This is a genomic window from Azospirillum sp. UENF 112521 (genome assembly GCF_058780665.1).
In genome coordinates, this window is the sequence record NZ_JBSNCI010000003.1 from 783,932 (window position 1) to 800,490 (window position 16,559).

Consider the following 16,559-nt stretch of genomic DNA (forward strand, 5'->3'; position numbering starts at 1 on the left):
CCGGGTTTTTTCTTACGGAATGGGATCAGTGGCTGAGCCATGCCGCCGGAACCATCACCAGCGACGGGAACAGGGTCAGCAGGAAAAGGACGACCAACTGGACGAGCATGAAGGGCCAGACGCCTTTGATGACACCCTCCATGCTGACTTTCGACACGCCGCAGACCACGTTCAGCACGGTGCCGACGGGCGGGGTGATCAAGCCGATGGCGTTGTTGATGATGAACAGCACGCCGAAATAGACGGGATCGATGCCGGCCTGCTTGCACACCGGAACCAGGATCGGCGTCAGGATCAGGATGGTCGGCGTCATGTCCATCGCGGTGCCGATCGCCACCACCAGCGCCATCATCGCCAGCAGCAGCAGGGTCTGGTTGTCCATCAGCGGCTCCAGCAGATCGGTCACCATCCCCGGCAGGTTGGCGACGGTGATCAGCCAGGACGACACCAGCGCCGCTGCGACCAGGAACATGACGACGCTGGTCGTCTTCGCCGCTCCCAGCAGGGCAGGGTAGATGTCGGCGATCGACATCTCGCGATAGACGCAGACGGCGACGAACAGCGAATAGACGGCGGCGACCACGGCGGCCTCGGTCGGAGTGAAGACGCCGAACTTCAGCCCGACGATGATGATCACCGGCAGCATCAGCGCCCACACGCCCTCGCGCAGGATCGCCAGCACCTCGCGCATGGAGCGGCGCGGCGGCGGCGACAGGTTCTCCTTGCGCGACACGTACCACCAGGCGCCGCACAGGCCGATGGCCAGCAGGATGCCGGGGAAGATGCCAGCCAGGAACAGCTTGGTGACCGAGACGTTGCCGGCCACGCCGTAGATGACGAAGCCGATGGAGGGCGGGATGATCGGCGCGATGATGGCACTGGCCGAGACCAGGCCGGCGGACTGGTTGCGGTCATGGCCGGCTGCCACCATCATCGGCACCAGCAGGGTCGCCAGCGCCGCGGCATCGGCCACCGCGGAGCCGGACAGGCTGGCCATCACCGTCGCCGCCAGGATGGCGACATAGCCGAGCCCGCCGCGGATGTGGCCGACCATCGCCATGGCGAGGTTGACGATGCGCTTGGCGAGACCGCCGGTGTTCATGATCTCGCCGGCCAGCATGAAGAAGGGCACGGCCATCAGGGGAAAGCTGTCGGCGCCGTTGATCAGGTTCTGCGCCACGATCTGCGCGTCGAACAGGTCGAGGTGGATCATCAGCGCCACGCCGCACAGCAGCAGCGCATAGGCGATGGGCATCCCGATGGCCATGGCGCCCAGCAGGGAGCCGAGGAAAATGGTGATGGTCATGGTCCGGCGCCCTCAGCGGCTGGAGACGGTGCGGGGAGGCAGCGGCAATGCCTCCGCCCGGTTGGTGCTCTGGTGCGTCCGGTGGCCGCCGGTGTGGGCTCCGTGGGCGGTGGCCTCCGGCAGATCCTCCGATTCGGAGACCATCACGAGATCGTCGTCGGAGATTTTTCCGGTCAGCAGCAGGTACATCTCATGCAGCAGGATGGCGCCGGTCGACAGTCCGAACACCACGCCGATGCCGTAGAGCAGCCCCATCGACAGGCCGGTGGCCGGTGCCTGCGCGCTCCAATTGATGAGGGTCTGGGTCCAGCTTCCCTGAAGCACCAGCCAAGTGACCCACAGCATCAGGCCGCAGCTGAGCACCGCGCAGACCATCTTGCCGGTCCGCGGCAGGCGGGCCACCAGCGTATCGACACCGAGATGCGCCCGCTCGCGCAGGCCCAGGATGGCGCCGAGGAAGCACATCCAGACGAAGAACAGGCGCGACATCTCTTCCGACACCGTGATGCCGCTGTTGAAGGCATAGCGCAGCACGACATTGCCGAACACCAGCACCACCATGCCGGCCATGCACAGCGCCATCAGAATCTTGATGAGGGTAAAATAGGCCTCGACCAGCTGTCTCATGCGGTCCTCCCGGTGCCGGCGCCCCGCCGGCTTATTGTATCGATTGGGGCCAGTATCAGGCGGCGGATCGGCCGGCGTCCATCGACGCGAAATGGGCGCGGATGCGTTCGGCATCGGGGGAAACCCCAGTGAACAGCCGGAAGGCGTCCACCGCCTGGAACACCGCCATGCCGCCGCCATCTAAAGTCCGGCAGCCGATGGACCGCGCGGCGCGCAGCAGCTCGGTTTCCAGCGGGAAATAAACGATCTCCGCCACCCAAAGCCGCGGGTGCAGCATCTCTGCCGGAAGCGGCAGGCCGGGGAACTTCGCCATGCCGGTGGGCGTGGCATGGATCAGCCCGTCCGCCGCCGCCACGGCGGCGCGCAGGCTCTCCCGGTCGGGGATCGCCATGGCCCGTCCGTCGCCGAAGCGCGCGTCGATCTGGTCGGCCAGCGCCGCCGCCCGCGCCGGGTCGGCGTCGAAGATGTCCAGCCGGCCGGTCCCGAGATGGAAGGCGGCGTGGGCGACCGCCGCTCCGGCCCCGCCGGCGCCGAGAAGCACCACCCGGTCCATCGGCGCGCCAGCCAGCCCACGGCGGAAGCCCTCGGCGAAGCCCGAACAGTCGGTGTTGTGGCCGACCCGCCGGCCGTCCTTCAGCACGACAGTGTTGACCGCCCCGATGGCGCGAGCATCGTCCGAAAGCTCGTCCAGCAGCGGAATGATCGCCTGCTTGCACGGGTAGGTGACGTTCAGCCCGGTGTAGCCCATGCGTTCGGCGCCCGACAGCAGTTCCGGCAGGGCATCGGGTCTGAGGCCGAGGCGGTCGAGGTCGATCAGCCGGTAGATGCAGCGCAGGCCGAGCGCGTCGGCCTCCCGCTCGTGCATCGCCGGGGTGCGTGAGGCCTGGATGCCGGCGCCGATCAGGCCGACGAGGACGGAATCGCCGACGGCGGGGGCCGGCCGGGACAAGGCGTTCATTTCGCGGCACTTTCCAGCAGCCGAGCCATGCGCTGGAGGGCCAGCGTGTAGCCCTGGGTGCCGAAGCCGCAGATCACCCCGGCGGCGACGCGCGACACGTAGGAGAAATGACGGAATTCCTCGCGCCGGTGGATGTTGGAGATGTGGACTTCCAGGATGGGGAAGGCGCAGGCCGACAGCGCATCCATCAGCGACACCGAGGTGTGGCTCAGGCCGGCCGGGTTGATGACCAGCCCGGCCATCGTCTCCCGCGCGTCGTGGATCCAGTCGATCAGCACGTGTTCGGCGTTGGATTGCCGGAAATCGACGGCAAGGCCCAGCGCCTCACCGGTGCGGCGGCAGTCGGCCTCGACATCGGCCAATGTCTCATGGCCATAGATGTGTGGCTCGCGCTTGCCCAGCAGATTGAGATTCGGTCCGTTGAGGACGAGGATCGGGCGGCTCATGATTGGGCGTCTCCAAACAAACGCACTGTTTCGTTCATTTTCAGTCGAGATAGAGTTCGGGCCGGGCGCCTTCGCGCAGTTGGGCCTGCACCGCCATGCGCACGGCGGCGTTCACCGCACCGAACTGCCGGTAGCCGCCACGCCGTTCCACCACCTCGAAGAAGAAGCGATCATCGAAGCTGTCGGTGTAGGCGTGCAGGAACTCGCCCTGTTCGTCGCGGTCGTACAGCAGCTCGCGGTCCTTCAGCGTCGCCAGCGTCGCATCGTCCAGCGGGTGCTTGACCGCCAGATCGTCGTAATAGTTGGCGGGGATCGGCAGGAAGGGGGCGCCGGCTGCAAGACGGTTCGTCACCAGCGCCTCGGCATCGGCGGTGGCGAAGGCGATGTGATGGACACCGGCGCCCGACGTGGCGCTGACGAAGCGGCCGGTGGCGGTCCGCCGGCTTTCCGAAATGTTCAGCGGCAGCCGCACGCCCCGGCCGGGCTCGGCATCGAGGCTGACCAGCGCCCGGCTGCGGATCAGGCCATAGGGATCGGGCAATTCCCATAGGCTTTCCGGCACGAAGCCGAAGACCGTGCGGTAGAACAGGACGAAGCTGTCCATCCGCCCGAAGGGCAGGGCCTGCGCGATGTGGTCGATGCCGAGCAGGGGGGAGCCATATGGACGCGGTGGATTGGACTCCTGTCCAGCCGGCTCTTCCGCGAACAGGTGGAAGTCGTCCTCCCAGATGCTGCGGCGGGCTTCCTTGCCGTCGACCAGATAGATCAGTGTGCCGTCGGGGGCCCGCAGCGCCGGGATCTTGCGTTCGCCGTCGCCGACCCGCTCGCGCCACAACACACAGCGCAACGCCTCGGCACGGGCAATGGTGCGAGCGGCGTCATCCACCGTGAAGGCCATGGCGCAGACCGATGGGCCATGCATCTGGAAATGCTCCGATGCCGCAGAGTCCTCCTCGCTGTTCAGCACCAGATTGACACCGCCCTGGCGATAGAGGTCGACATCCTTGGAGCGGTGGCGTCCTGCATGCCGGAACCCCAGGCTGCCGAGCAGGGCGGACAGCCGGTCGCGGGACGCCGCATCGACGGCGAATTCGAGGAACTCCACGCCATGGCAGACCGGCGGCGCCGGCAGGCCGGGACCGAAGCCGGCTTCGGCCTCCACATGGATGAGCGACCGCAGCCCGTCGAGAGCGGTCAGGCGGGCCGGGGCGGCGCGGAACTCGTCGTTGAAGATCTCCAGCGACAGCGGGCCGCGATAGCCCGATGCCAGCACCGAATCGAGAAAGCGCCGGACCGGCAACTGGCCCTGACCGGGGAAATTGCGGAAATGGCGGCTCCAGGACAGCACGTCCATCGACAGCGCCGGGGCGTCGGCCAGCTGCACGAAGAAGATGCGGTCGCCCGGCAGGTTGGCGATGCCGGACGGGTCGTCGTTCAGGGCCAGCGTGTGGAAGCTGTCGACGATCAGCCCCAGCGCCGGATGGTCGGCGCGCTGCACGATGTCCCAGGCCTGGCGCCAGCGGTTGACATGCCGGCCCCAGGCCAGCGCCTCGTAACCGACACGTAAGCCCCGGCGCTGCGCCCGCTCCGCCATTTCGGCGAGATCGGCGGCGGCGCGGGCCGGATCGTCGATGGCGGCGGGCTGGACGTTGGAGCAGACCAGCACGAGGTCGGTGCCCAACTCCTGCATCACGTCGAACTTGCGTTCCGCACGGTCGAGGTTGCGGGCACGGATCGGATCCGGCATCGCCTCGAAATCGCGGAATGGTTGGAAGATGGTGATTTCCAGTCCCAAGCCTTCGGCAATGCGGCGGACATCGGCCGGCGACCCGTCGAATGTTAGCAGGTCGTTCTCGAAAATCTCGACCCCGTCAAATCCGATGGCCGCCGCCGCCTCGAGCTTTTCCGGCAGGGTGCCGCTCAGCGAAACGGTGGCGATCGACTTTTTGAAGGTAAAGGCGCTGGACGGCATGGGAGCCCCTTCGGCAGCGGCATGGTTCGTAGATATCAACAAACGTACCAGTTCGTACATTTTGGCGCAAGACGCTTTGATTGCCAATGATCGGCATATCGAACAACATCGCTGGTTTGTACCTGCTCGACAGTCCGGTATCCACCGCCTGTAGCCATGCGACGTCGCATGAAAGGCGATTCAATTTCCATAAGGGAACTTATGTGTTTTGATTCTGTAGGGGCAATGTGAAACTGTCAGTCCCTCGCAACATAGAACTGTCAGTCTTCCGTCGGATTTGCAACGCTGGCAATAACAAATGGCGACGAGGCCGTCGCTGTGAACGGCCTCGTCGCGTCTGGGAGCAGTTGCCTTTCCCTATCGGGTTTCCGGGTCGGAAAGCCCGGCGTCAGAAGCCGAAGTGGCTGAGACCGGGATGGTCGTCGGGCCGGCGGCCGAGCGGCCAGTGGAACTTGCGGTCGGCCTCGGCGATGGGATGTTCGTTGATGCTGGCATGCCGGGCGCGCATCAGCCCGTCCTCGGCAAATTCCCAATTCTCGTTGCCGTAGGCGCGATACCATTGGCCGCTGTCGTCGCGGTATTCGTAGGCGTAACGCACCGCGATGCGGTTTCCGGCGAAGGCCCAGAGTTCCTTGATCAGCCGGTATTCAAGCTCCTTGTTCCATTTGCGCGTGAGAACGGCTTGGATCTCGGCGTGACCGGTCGCGAATTCGGCGCGATTGCGCCAGCGGCTGTCCTCGCTATAGGCGAGAGTGACCTTGGCCGGATCTCGGCTGTTCCAGCCATCCTCGGCCAGCCGGACCTTCTCGACGGCGGACACAGCGGTGAAGGGGGGAAGCGGCGGACGGGACATGGCATGCTCCTTCTTGAAGATGAAACGACACGGGAAAAGGTGGAAGGAAGAAAACGGCGGGACGCGACCGGTGTCAGGCGTGGCCGGTGACAGGCTCACAGGGCGAGTTGGATGCTGTTTTCCTCATCGGGGCCGGTTTCGGCAGGCACGGCGCTGCAAATCAGGACCTCGTCGGGGGCGACGCTGGCATCCGGTTCGCGGATATAGGTCACGGCACCCTTCAGCAGCTTGGTCCGGCAGGTTCCGCAGGTGCCTTCCCGGCAACTGTATTCGGGCTCCAGTCCGCGCGCTTCCGCCAACTCCAGCAACGTGCCGGATGACGGCATCCAGCGATCCTCCTTCAGCGAGGTCATGAAGGCCACAGGCACCGGCTTGCTCGACGGCAGGGGACGGGCCGGCGGGGATGCGGTTCCGACTTCCGCCGTGCGTTGCAAGGACGACGGCCCGAATGCCTCAGCGTGGATCCGCCCGTCGGCGATGTTTCGGTTCCGCAACCCGTCGTAGAGCGCCTGCGTGAATGCCGGCGGGCCGCACAGGTAGAAATCATAGTCGTCGAACGGCAGGAAGCGGGTCAGCAGGGCCATGTCGATGCGGCCGGCCGCCTCATAGTCGACGCCTTCCCTGGCCGTGCCGGGCTCGCTGAGCACGCGGATCCATCTGACGGCACCCTGCCCTGCCGCAAGCTGCGCCGTGTTCACCAGTTCGGCGATCTCCCGCTCGAAAGGACGCTCGGACATCGAACGGGCAGCCTGGATGAGGATGGTCGACCGCATCCGCTGCTTGCGCAGCCCCTCGTAGACGATGTGGCGCAGCATCGCCAGCAGCGGCGTGATTCCGATGCCGCCGGCCAGCAGGACCGCCGGCCTTGTCCCGTAAGGGTCGATGGTGAAGGCGCCGTCGGGTGCGCGCGCCTCGATGAGGTCGCCGGCGCGGATGCGGTCGTGCAGGTGGCGCGACACCAGCCCTTCCCGCTTGACGCTGATCCGGTAGAGGCCATCCGACGGTGCGGCTGACAGGGTGTAGGTGCGGATGACCGGCTTGTCCGACCCTGGAACCGTCACGCGGATCGGCAGATGCTGACCGGCGGCATGGGGAAGAAGGCCGGCTCCGTCGGCCGGTTGCAGGTGGAAAGAGCGGATCGCCGGGGTTTCATCGACGATCTTCGTCACCCGGTAGGGGCGCCAGCGTGTCGCCAACTCGCCGGCCTGCATGCGGGCCGCCGCCTGCACCCAATCCCCCGTCATCAGCGAACTGGGCGACCAGCCCTCCTTGCGGAACGACCAGCGCAGAGCTAGTGCCCCGGCCCGGCGTAGGATACGGCGCGGCTTGAAGGTCCACAGCCGCTCGGCCCCCTGGAAGGCTGCAATCTCGGGCGATTCCAGGATCACCTCGGCATCGCCGGTCATTTGCAGCATGTCGCCGCTGCCGTAATCGACGAAGACGAGCCCGGCCTTGCCGTTGAGAACGATGTTCCCGAGGGTCGAGAAGAAGAGGTTGCCGTTGAAGTCGGGCACCGTGAGGGTGCCGTCTTCCGCGGCACGGACGAAACCCGCCTTGCCGCCGCGATGGGACACGTCGACCTGACGGCGCTCGGCCCGGTCCGCATAGGTGGCGACGAAAAAGGCATCGGCCTCCACGATCATGGCCCGCGCCTGTTCGTCCAACTGCGGCAGGACCTCTACCACGCCGGTGAACGGTTCCGCCGGATCCCGTGCATAATCGACATCGCGAAGCTGGATGTAGCGCGGGCAGTTCCCGAAACTCTGGTCGACATCGACCCGAAATCCGGAACCGATGGCGGTGACGAATCCGTTCATGCGGTTGCGGCGCCGGGTGTGCATCTCGATGCCCAGAAGGCCGACGGGATCGCCGTCCCGCATGCCCTCCCCCGCCGGGTCGCCGGGATCGGCATGGGCGGCGATGTCGAGCCTCGTCGGCGTCGGCGACGACAGGAAGCCCGGCTTGCCGACGAGAAGCGTGGCCCACGCATCGCCCGCCGGGTCGACGCTGCCCAGCACGATGAAGGGTAGTTGGGCATAGAAGTCGCGATGCTGGTCGGGCATGTGGTCGCGGATCACGCGCTGACCGACGGCCTCCATCCGTTCGGCCACCCCCAGCTTCCGCTGGATGAACGTCTCACCCTCATGCCAGGGCGGCAGTGTCTTCAGTGTCGCGGTCATGGTCGGTGTCCCATGGTGGGGGCGGTCGGACGATGTGTCCGGAAGCGGGATAGGCCTGGTGTTCCTGGCTCTCCCGATGGATCAGGCGGCCAACCCGACCGGCGTCTGTGCGAAGGGAACGAAGCCCGGCAATTGCTCGATGCGGCCGAGGAACGCCGTGACGGAGGGGTAGCCGGAGAGATCGACGTTGCCTTCCGGCGCCCGGGCGACGTAGCTGTAGATCGCGACATCCGCAATCGTCGGGTGATCGCCGACCAGCCAATCCTGCGCGCCCAGGTGGCTTTCGAGCCGGCCCAGCAGGGTATGCGCCCGGCCGATGACCTCGTCGGCGTTGAACGTCGCCCCGAACACCGTGATGAGCCGGGCCGCCGCCGGACCGTAGGCCACCTCTCCGGCCGCTACGGAAAGCCAGCGCTGAACCGCCGCCGCACCGGCGGCATCTTCCGGCAGCCAGTCGCCCCGCCCTGCCTTCTTGGCGAGATAGACCAGGATCGCATTTGAATCGGCGACGATGACGCCCGCATCGTCCAGGACCGGCACCTGGCCGAAGGGGTTGAGCGTCAGGAAATCGGGGCTCTTGTGCGCACCGGCCTTGAGGTCGACCTCCACCAGCTCATGCGGCAGGCCGAGAAGCGAGACGAGCAGACGTGCGCGATGCGAGTGGCCCGACAGGGGATGATGATACAGCTTCATGTCCAGCTCCGGTGATCTGCCGGACGGGGGCATTCCCGTTCCGCATCACCAGAGTGCTGGATCATCGCCGCTGAGAGAATGCCCGGCTTACGCAGTTCATTCTTGCCTGAAATGAAATAATCGCCGGCTCGACCCGCTGCCGCGAGCGTTCTTTCACGGGCGGAGCGATGCCGTCAGGCGGCATTCGCCAGTTCGGGAGCGAGACGGCGTGCGTCGGCGATCAGCGCCGCAGTCAGCGGCGGCTGCGGATCGCGCCTGCACACCACAAGGCCGATCAGGGTCGACAGTTCCGGCGCCACGATGGGGATGGCGCGGATCGATGGGGGAAGCAGCAGCGAATCCGCCATGATCCGCGGCATGATCGTCGACCACACGCCGGTGCAGAGATGGTTGGTCAGCACGACGATGGAATTGGATTCGAGCATCGGTTCGGCATGCACTCCCGCCTCGGCGAAGGCGCGGTCGATGATCCGCCGGTTCTGCATGGTGGTGTTCAACAGGCAGAGGGGCAGTGTCGCCGCCTCTTCCCAGGTCACGCTGTCGCGCGTGCCGAACCGGCTGTCCGCCGAGGTGATCAAATGGTAGCGCTCGTGATAGAGTGGCACCTCGTCGACATTGCCGAGCGGTTCGTTGTCGAGATAGGTGATCCCGGCTTCCGCCTCCAGATTTTCCAGTCTGGACAGGATCTCGGTGGAGCTGTGGGAAGCGATGGTGATCTTGATGCCGGGATGCATCGACCAGACGGTGGCGGTCAGCCGCTGGACCATCGGCAGCGCCGTCGGCACCACCACCAACCGCAGCGTGCCGGTCAGCCCCTGCTTCATCGTCTCGACATCAGCGCGCATCGCCTTGTAGTCGCCGACGATGCGCCGGGCCCACTCCAGCACCCGTTCCCCTTCCGGGGTGAAGCCGATGAAGCGTGCGCCGCGGTCGACCAGCGGCACGCCCATGGTCGATTCCAGCTGCTTGATCGCGGCGGACAGATTGGGCTGCGACACCCCGCAGACCTGTGCCGCGCGGCCGAAATGCTTTTCGGTCGCCAGCGCGATCAGAAATTCGAGTTTTTCCTGCATGCCGGGTCTCCTCCCACCACGTCTTGCGCAGCGTGGATCGGGAACGTATCGATCACGACCCGAGCAACATCATTGATACCGATCACGTGTCCGCGTCTCCGCGCGGGCTGCCGCAGCGGCAATGCGACGCATCGTAGGCTCACGAAGCTTTATCCTCACGACACCTCCATCTCGACGAGCCGGAACGCCTCGCCCGGCGGACGGTCGATCCGCAGATCGGCCCCCTCCAGGAAGGTGTCGCGGCTGAGCAGGTCGAAGGCATGGCGCAAGGCATCGGGCTGCACCCGGCTGGCGCAACCGACCGACACGGTGACGCGCACCACCCGGTCGAAGGGGTTGGCCTCGCGCGCCCTCATCGCCTGTTCAAGCAGCGATTGGCACAGAGCGATCTCATGCATGGGAGGAGTCCTTCAGAACAGGACAACTCTCTCCTCCCCCTGGGGGAGAAGAGAGTTGTGTGCAATCCCGCCAGCTTTACGCGTAGGCAGGTGCCTTCTTCGCCGCACCGGTCACCGCATTGCTGAGGCCGCCCTTCAGCTTCGCGTATTCCTGCTGGACGTAATTCTCCGCCCAGATCTGATCGGCAATCGCCTCGACCCGGACGGCGGCGTATTTGTATTCCGGCGTCTTGGCGATGGGATCGACGGCGTGGATGGTCAGCTCGTTGCAGGCGCCGATCCACCACTGGTAGGTCATGTAGACGGCCCCCTTGTTGGTGCGGTCGGTGACGCTGGCGCGGGTGATGACCTTGCCGCGGCGCGACGACACCCAGACCAGCTCCTGGTCACGGATGCCCAGGGCCTTGGCGTCCTTCGGGTTGATGGTGACATAGCCCGGCTCGTCGGCCAGCGTCTGCAGGGCGGCGCAGTTGCCAGTCATCGACCGGCAGGAGTAATGGCCGACCTCGCGCACCGTGCAGAGGATCAGCGGGAACTCCTCGGTCAACTGGTCCTGCGGCGGGCGCCATTCAGTGGCGAACAGCAGGCCCTTGCCGCCCGGCCGCTGGAAGACGTTGCCCTCATAGAGATACTTTGAGCCGGCCGAGTCGAGGTCGCGGCACGGCCAGGGAACCGCCCCCAGCCCCTCCATCTTCTCGTAGGTGACGCCATAGAAGATCGGGCACAACTCGCGCAGCTCGTCCCAGATCTCCTTGGTGTTGTTGTAATGCATGGGATAGCCCATCGCGGTGGCGAGCAGGCTGATGATCTCCCAGTCGTGCTTGACGTCGCCCTTGGCGTCCACCGCCTTGGTGAAACGCTGGAAGCTGCGGTCGGCGGCGCTGAACACGCCCTCATGCTCGCCCCAGGAGGTCGCCGGCAGGATCAGGTCGGCGAACATCGCCGTCTTCGTCATGAAGATGTCCTGGACGATGACGAACTCCATCGCCTCGAAGCCCTTGCGCACCTGGGTCAGGTCCGGCTCGGTCTGGGCCGGATCCTCGCCCATCACATACATCGCCTTCAGCTTGCCGGTCTCCGCCAGATGCGGCACGTCGGTCAGGCGGTAGCCGATCTCGCCGGGCAGCGAGTCGACACCCCAGGCCTTGGCGAACTTGGCGCGGATCTCCGGGTCGGTAACCTTCTGGTAGCCGGGGAACTCGGTCGGCAGCACGCCCATGTCGCAGCTGCCCTGGACGTTGTTCTGGCCGCGCACCGGGCCGACGCCGACATTCGGACGGCCGAGATTGCCGGTAAGCAGCGCCAGCCCCGACAGCCCCTTCACCACGTCGACGCCCTGGCCCCACTGGGTGACGCCCATGCCCCACAGGATGGTGGCGGAGGGGGCGGCGGCGTAGATGCGCATCGCCTCGCGGATGTCCTCCGCCGGCAGGCCGGTGATGGCCGCGGCATATTCGGGGGTGTATTTGTCGACGATCTTCTTGTATTCGTCGAAGCCTTCCGTGTGGCTGGCGACATATTCCTTGTTGTAGAGCCCTTCATTGATCAGGACATTGGCGAAGGCATTGACCAGCGCCATGTTCGAGCCGTTGTTCAGCGGCAGCCACAGATCGGCCAGACGCGCCGTCTCGATCTTGCGCGGATCGCAGACGATGATCTTGGCGCCGCGCTCCTTCGCCTTGATGATGCGCTTGGCGATCACCGGATGGCTGTCGGCAACGTTGTAGCCGAAGACCAGGACGCATTTGGTGTGCTCGATCTCGGGGATCGAGTTGCTCATGGCGCCGTTGCCCAGCGTCACCTGCAATCCGGCGACCGACGGGCCGTGGCAGACGCGCGCGCAATTGTCGACATTGTTGGTGCCGAGGACCGCGCGGGTGAATTTCTGCATCACATAGTTGGTCTCGTTGCCGGTGCCGCGCGACGAGCCGGTGGTCATGATCGAATCGGGGCCGTATTTGGCCTTGATCTCGCCCAGCTTCTTCGCAGCGTACTGGATCGCCTCGTCCCACGATACCGCCTCAAACGCGGCATCGCGCGAGCGGCGCAGCATCGGGTTGCGCAGGCGCGGCGTCAGCAGCTTGGTGTCGTTGATGAAGTCGTAGCCGAAATAGCCCTTGAGGCAGAGTTCCCCTTCGTTGGTGACGCCGTTGAGGGGTTCGGCACCGACGACCTTCCCGCCCTCGACCAGCAGATTCAGTTTGCAGCCCGTACCGCAGTAGGGGCAGACCGCCATATGCTTTTCCATTTCGACCTCGGTGTTCGCTCGATTGTGCCGGCTGTGTGCCGGCCGCAGTGATGGGGTGGTGACCGTGGATCAGGCCGCGACTTCGGCGGCTTCCAGCGCAGCACGCTCGCGGCGGCGGCGCAGGGTCTCGTCCATCGCCTCCCGGTCCATCAGGGTTAGGGCGCTGGTGGGGCAGACCGACACGCAGGCCGGTCCGGCGTCGCCACGCTCGATGCAAAGGTCGCATTTGTGCGCCTGCGCCTTGACGCCCAGGCTGAGCGTCATGCCGGCGAATTGCCGGACCGCCGGCACCGTCACCACGTCCATGACGCCGAACGGACAGGCCAGCACGCAGTTCTTGCAGCCCAGGCAGCGCTCCTGCTCCACCTGCACGCTGTGCTGGCGGTAGACGATGGCGTTGTTCGGGCAGGCGTTGACGCAGGGCGCGTCCTCGCAATGGTGGCACATCACCGCGGTGCTGACGTCGGCCGTCTTCACCATGCGGATGCGCGGCTTGAAGCTTTCCGGCGCCAGTCCTTCGACGCCGGCTCCTTCGGAATGGGCAAGCGCGCAGGCGATCTCGCATGTGCGGCAACCGATGCACTTGCTCGGGTTGGCAGTGACGAATTTGTTCATTCCCGTCGTCCTTGTTGGCAGCCGGAGGGGGCCGTCGGACGGAGCCGCCCCGGCATCGCTACACTGTTCCCTGGCGTTACGCGCCGGTTGGCCGCTGCGGGCACCGGTGGCTTCACGTCCGATTGAAATCGCTTATCGCCCGATATTTAAAAGTAATCGATGCCGATAAGCCGATCCTATCGAGTATCCTGTCTTTTTTATCAGAGTTCACCGGATGTCTTTTGCCAAACAAAACACCCACAGACCCCCGGTCTTTGTGTCGCGCACCTTATACCCACTTTTTTTATGTGTCTAGTTGACATCACGTCAGCCACAGGAATAGCGTGAGCAAGTCAACAGTGACCGCACAAGCGGTCTCCATTTTGACAAAGATTCGCAACAGCTGGCTCTCCTTCCGCCACACCGTCCGTGACAACAGGCGGCGTGGGGGCGTGCGCGAGCCAATACTGTCTTCTTATTGGGCGATCAGCTTTTCTTATCGGGCTTTCCCTGTTGCCGGGCTTTGCCAAGGAACTCCTGATCGACCGATTCGACGCACCCGCCCGGGAAGCCGGAGGTTTGGACATGAATCGCTTCGTTATCGCGGAACCGAGAAAATGCATCGGGTGCAACACCTGCATGGCGGCCTGCACCGAGGCACACAAGAAACAGGGGCTGCAGGCGCATCCCCGGCTGACCGTCATGCGGATCGGCGACGACACTGGCCCCGTCCTCTGCCACCAGTGCGAGGACGCTCCCTGTGCCCGCGTCTGTCCGGTCAACGCCATCACCCATGCCGCCGACAGCATCCTGCTGGATGAGCAGGCCTGCATCGGCTGCAAGATGTGCGCGCTGGCCTGCCCGTTCGGCGCCATCACGCCCAGCGGCACCGGGATCGCCGGGGTCGCCGGCATCGCCGTGGCGACGCCCAGCCACTCGGCGGCACTCGATCCGCTGCTGGCCTGGGACATCGGCGTGCGCAGCGTGGCGGTGAAATGCGACCTTTGCGCCTTCTCCGGCGATGGCCCGGCCTGCGTGCGCGTGTGCCCGACCGCCGCCCTTTACGCGGCAGACGCCGATACCACCCGCCAGGCTGCCGCCGTCAAGCGCACGCTGGCCGCGGCGGCACCGGTCAGTCCTGAAACGCCGCTCGCCTCACTGGAGGGGCTGGACCCATGATTCCACTCTCCCTTCTCATCATGTCGCTGCTGCTGTCCTGCGGCGGCGCCATCCTCTGCCTCCTCCTGAAGCATCGGGAGGGGGACATCCGTCTTGGCGGCAGCGGCGTCGGCATCGCCGCGGCACTGGCCGGGCTCGGCGCCGGGCTGACGGCCATCGGTGCCGGCCAGCCGGCCGTGCTCGACGCCGCCGGCCCCTACCCCTTCGCCCATTTCGTCCTGCGGCTCGACCCGCTGGCTGGGCTGATGATTGCGGTCATCTCGCTGCTGTCGCTGGTCGCCTGGATCTACGGCTTCGCCTATGTGCGCGAATATGCCGGGCGCGGCGTCGGGGCGATGGGCTTCTTCATGAACGCCTTCATCGCCTCGATGATGCTGGTGGTGGCGGCCGACAACGGCTTCTGGTTCCTCATCTTCTTCGAGATGATGTCGCTGGCCTCCTATTTCCTGGTCATCTTCGACCAGGACGACGAGGCGGTGGGCGCCGGCTTCCTCTATTTCCTGGTCGCCCATGGCGGCTCGGTGCTGATCATGGCCGCCTTCTTCCTGATCGCGAACCAGGCCGGCAGCTTCGATTTCGCCGCCTTCCGCGCCCATCCGCTGCCGGCCCCGCTGGACAGCGTCGTCTTCCTGCTGGCCTTCATCGGCTTCGGCGCCAAGGCCGGCATGATCCCGCTGCACATCTGGCTGCCGCGCGCCCATCCGGCCGCCCCGTCGCACGCCTCGGCGCTGATGTCGGGCGTGATGATCAAGATCGGCGTCTTCGGCATCGTCAAGGTCGGCATCGACCTGCTGGGCGCCAGCGCCGGGCCGGCGATGCTGGGCTGGGGTCTGCTGGTGCTGGCCTTCGGCGCGGTGTCGTCGGTGCTGGGCGTCGTCTATGCGCTCGCCGAGCACGACATCAAGAAGCTGCTCGCCTACCACTCGGTCGAGAATATCGGCATCATCCTGCTGGGTGTGGGCACCGGCATGATCGGCATGGCGCTGCACCAGCCGGTGCTGGCGGTGCTGGGCCTGATGGCCGGCCTCTATCACCTGCTGAACCACGCGGTGTTCAAGGGCCTGCTGTTCCTCGGCGCCGGCTCCACCATCTTCCGCATGCACACCAAGGACATGGAGGAGATGGGCGGGCTGGCCCGCAACATGCCCTGGACCGCCCTGTCCTTCCTGGTCGGTGCGCTGGCCATCTCGGCGATCCCGCCGCTGAACGGCTTCGTGTCTGAATGGTACACCTACCAGGCGCTGTTCGCCGCGGCGCTGGACGGCACCCCGCTGGTGAAGTTCGCCGCCCCCATCGCCGCCGTCATGCTGGCGCTGACCGGCGCGCTGGCGGTGATGTGCTTCGTCAAGGCCTACGGCATCATGTTCGCAGGCGCACCGCGCAGCCACCATGCCGAGGAGGCGCGCGAGGCGCCGGCCGCGATGGTCGCCGGCATGGCGGTTCTGGCCGTCGCCTGCGTCGCGCTCGGCCTGCTGGCTCCGCTGGTGGCGCCGGTGATGGGCCGCATCGCGGCGGCGACCATCGGCACCGCTCCGGTCACGCTGGCGGTCGGCGCCACCCTGCTGCCGGGCGATGCCCAGCAGGCGACGCTCTCCACCCCGCTGATCGCCATCCTGCTGATCGCCATGGCCTTCCTGCCCATCGCGCTGAAAGCGGCCTTCGCCGCCAAGCGTGGCGGCGACCGCAAGGTGGCGGCCCCCTGGGCGGCCGGCTATCTGCCGGACCAGCACATGTCCGCCAGCGCCGGCGGCTTCGCCCAGCCGATCCGCATGTTCTTCGCCCCGCTCTACAGCATGCGCCAAGCGATTGCCGGACGCTGGACCGGCGTCGCCCACGGCTTCGAGCGGGTGGTCACGCTGGCGCGGCGCACCGAACCGCTGGCCGACCGCAGCGTCATCGCCCCGATCGCCGGTGCGGTCGATGCCAGCGGCAAGTGGCTGCAGATCATCCAGGCCGGCGATTTCCGCATCTACTGCCTCTACATCGTCGCGGCGCTGATCGCGCTGCTGGCGCTGGCCGTCTGACGGGAGGA

14 protein-coding genes are annotated in these 16,559 nt (G+C 66.1%); 2 read left to right on the top strand and 12 right to left on the bottom strand.

Translation table 11 applies throughout. The annotated features are described in order from the left end of the window. Positions 1-25: 25 nt before the first annotated feature. The 12 genes from ACWPN8_RS19275 to ACWPN8_RS19330 all read right to left on the bottom strand — a co-directional run bounded on the left by ACWPN8_RS19275 (position 26) and on the right by ACWPN8_RS19330 (position 13,369). Positions 26-1,306, bottom strand: coding sequence for a TRAP transporter large permease subunit (locus ACWPN8_RS19275; RefSeq protein WP_109447777.1), 1,281 nt, complete (start codon positions 1,304-1,306; stop codon positions 26-28). 12 nt (positions 1,307-1,318) lie between these two features. Then, positions 1,319-1,933, bottom strand: a complete 615-nt coding sequence (locus ACWPN8_RS19280) for a TRAP transporter small permease (RefSeq protein WP_492241892.1) — start codon at positions 1,931-1,933, stop codon at positions 1,319-1,321. Positions 1,934-1,988: 55 nt separating this feature from the next. Beyond that, the gene (locus ACWPN8_RS19285; RefSeq protein ID WP_109447773.1) at positions 1,989-2,891 is read right to left on the bottom strand and encodes a shikimate dehydrogenase; all 903 of its coding nucleotides are present in this window, start codon (positions 2,889-2,891) and stop codon (positions 1,989-1,991) included. Then, positions 2,888-3,337, bottom strand: coding sequence for a type II 3-dehydroquinate dehydratase (gene aroQ, locus ACWPN8_RS19290; RefSeq protein ID WP_109447771.1), 450 nt, complete (start codon positions 3,335-3,337; stop codon positions 2,888-2,890). Before aroQ ends, ACWPN8_RS19285 begins: the two co-directional genes overlap by 4 nt. A 40-nt stretch (positions 3,338-3,377) precedes the next feature. Then, positions 3,378-5,309: a bifunctional sugar phosphate isomerase/epimerase/4-hydroxyphenylpyruvate dioxygenase family protein gene (locus ACWPN8_RS19295; protein ID WP_492241893.1), complete on the bottom strand. Its 1,932-nt coding sequence runs from the start codon at positions 5,307-5,309 to the stop codon at positions 3,378-3,380. A 388-nt stretch (positions 5,310-5,697) separates the two neighbouring features. Then, the gene (locus ACWPN8_RS19300; RefSeq protein WP_492241894.1) at positions 5,698-6,162 is read right to left on the bottom strand and encodes a nuclear transport factor 2 family protein; all 465 of its coding nucleotides are present in this window, start codon (positions 6,160-6,162) and stop codon (positions 5,698-5,700) included. 95 nt (positions 6,163-6,257) lie between these two features. Next, on the bottom strand, positions 6,258-8,342 hold the full coding sequence (locus ACWPN8_RS19305) for a 2Fe-2S iron-sulfur cluster-binding protein (RefSeq protein WP_492241895.1): 2,085 nt from the start codon (positions 8,340-8,342) through the stop codon (positions 6,258-6,260). Positions 8,343-8,423: 81 nt separating this feature from the next. Continuing rightward, positions 8,424-9,035 carry a glutathione S-transferase family protein gene (locus ACWPN8_RS19310; RefSeq protein ID WP_492241896.1) on the bottom strand — a complete coding sequence of 204 codons (612 nt, stop codon included), beginning with the start codon at positions 9,033-9,035 and terminating at the stop codon, positions 8,424-8,426. Between the two features lie 173 nt (positions 9,036-9,208). Then, on the bottom strand, positions 9,209-10,108 hold the full coding sequence (locus tag ACWPN8_RS19315; protein ID WP_492241897.1) for a LysR family transcriptional regulator: 900 nt from the start codon (positions 10,106-10,108) through the stop codon (positions 9,209-9,211). 155 nt (positions 10,109-10,263) lie between these two features. Then, entirely contained in the window at positions 10,264-10,506 is a 243-nt protein-coding gene (locus ACWPN8_RS19320; RefSeq protein WP_109447759.1) for a hydrogenase maturation nickel metallochaperone HypA/HybF, read from the bottom strand. Positions 10,507-10,582: 76 nt separating this feature from the next. Next, positions 10,583-12,754 (bottom strand): formate dehydrogenase subunit alpha, encoded by a 2,172-nt coding sequence (fdhF, locus tag ACWPN8_RS19325; RefSeq protein WP_492241898.1) that lies wholly within the window; start codon positions 12,752-12,754, stop codon positions 10,583-10,585. A 69-nt stretch (positions 12,755-12,823) separates the two neighbouring features. Next, positions 12,824-13,369 carry a 4Fe-4S dicluster domain-containing protein gene (locus tag ACWPN8_RS19330; RefSeq protein ID WP_492241899.1) on the bottom strand — a complete coding sequence of 182 codons (546 nt, stop codon included), beginning with the start codon at positions 13,367-13,369 and terminating at the stop codon, positions 12,824-12,826. Positions 13,370-13,933: 564 nt separating this feature from the next. On the opposite strand from ACWPN8_RS19330, the gene ACWPN8_RS19335 reads away from it, so the two are divergent. Both ACWPN8_RS19335 and hyfB read left to right on the top strand, forming a co-directional pair. Then, positions 13,934-14,527, top strand: a complete 594-nt coding sequence (locus ACWPN8_RS19335; RefSeq protein WP_492241900.1) for a 4Fe-4S dicluster domain-containing protein — start codon at positions 13,934-13,936, stop codon at positions 14,525-14,527. Continuing rightward, positions 14,524-16,551 carry a hydrogenase 4 subunit B gene (hyfB, locus tag ACWPN8_RS19340; RefSeq protein ID WP_492241901.1) on the top strand — a complete coding sequence of 676 codons (2,028 nt, stop codon included), beginning with the start codon at positions 14,524-14,526 and terminating at the stop codon, positions 16,549-16,551. Before ACWPN8_RS19335 ends, hyfB begins: the two co-directional genes overlap by 4 nt. Positions 16,552-16,559 lie beyond the last annotated feature (8 nt).

What these genes read in the sequence shown, in the direction of transcription:
- ACWPN8_RS19275 (WP_109447777.1), bottom strand. Translation starts at nt 1,306, where the DNA reads ATGACCATCACCATTTTCCTCGGCTCCCTGCTGGGCGCCATGGCCATC.
- ACWPN8_RS19280 (WP_492241892.1), bottom strand. Translation starts at nt 1,933, where the DNA reads ATGAGACAGCTGGTCGAGGCCTATTTTACCCTCATCAAGATTCTGATG.
- ACWPN8_RS19285 (WP_109447773.1), bottom strand. Translation starts at nt 2,891, where the DNA reads ATGAACGCCTTGTCCCGGCCGGCCCCCGCCGTCGGCGATTCCGTCCTC.
- aroQ (WP_109447771.1), bottom strand. Translation starts at nt 3,337, where the DNA reads ATGAGCCGCCCGATCCTCGTCCTCAACGGACCGAATCTCAATCTGCTG.
- ACWPN8_RS19295 (WP_492241893.1), bottom strand. Translation starts at nt 5,309, where the DNA reads ATGCCGTCCAGCGCCTTTACCTTCAAAAAGTCGATCGCCACCGTTTCG.
- ACWPN8_RS19300 (WP_492241894.1), bottom strand. Translation starts at nt 6,162, where the DNA reads ATGTCCCGTCCGCCGCTTCCCCCCTTCACCGCTGTGTCCGCCGTCGAG.
- ACWPN8_RS19305 (WP_492241895.1), bottom strand. Translation starts at nt 8,342, where the DNA reads ATGACCGCGACACTGAAGACACTGCCGCCCTGGCATGAGGGTGAGACG.
- ACWPN8_RS19310 (WP_492241896.1), bottom strand. Translation starts at nt 9,035, where the DNA reads ATGAAGCTGTATCATCATCCCCTGTCGGGCCACTCGCATCGCGCACGT.
- ACWPN8_RS19315 (WP_492241897.1), bottom strand. Translation starts at nt 10,108, where the DNA reads ATGCAGGAAAAACTCGAATTTCTGATCGCGCTGGCGACCGAAAAGCAT.
- ACWPN8_RS19320 (WP_109447759.1), bottom strand. Translation starts at nt 10,506, where the DNA reads ATGCATGAGATCGCTCTGTGCCAATCGCTGCTTGAACAGGCGATGAGG.
- fdhF (WP_492241898.1), bottom strand. Translation starts at nt 12,754, where the DNA reads ATGGAAAAGCATATGGCGGTCTGCCCCTACTGCGGTACGGGCTGCAAA.
- ACWPN8_RS19330 (WP_492241899.1), bottom strand. Translation starts at nt 13,369, where the DNA reads ATGAACAAATTCGTCACTGCCAACCCGAGCAAGTGCATCGGTTGCCGC.
- ACWPN8_RS19335 (WP_492241900.1), top strand. Translation starts at nt 13,934, where the DNA reads ATGAATCGCTTCGTTATCGCGGAACCGAGAAAATGCATCGGGTGCAAC.
- hyfB (WP_492241901.1), top strand. Translation starts at nt 14,524, where the DNA reads ATGATTCCACTCTCCCTTCTCATCATGTCGCTGCTGCTGTCCTGCGGC.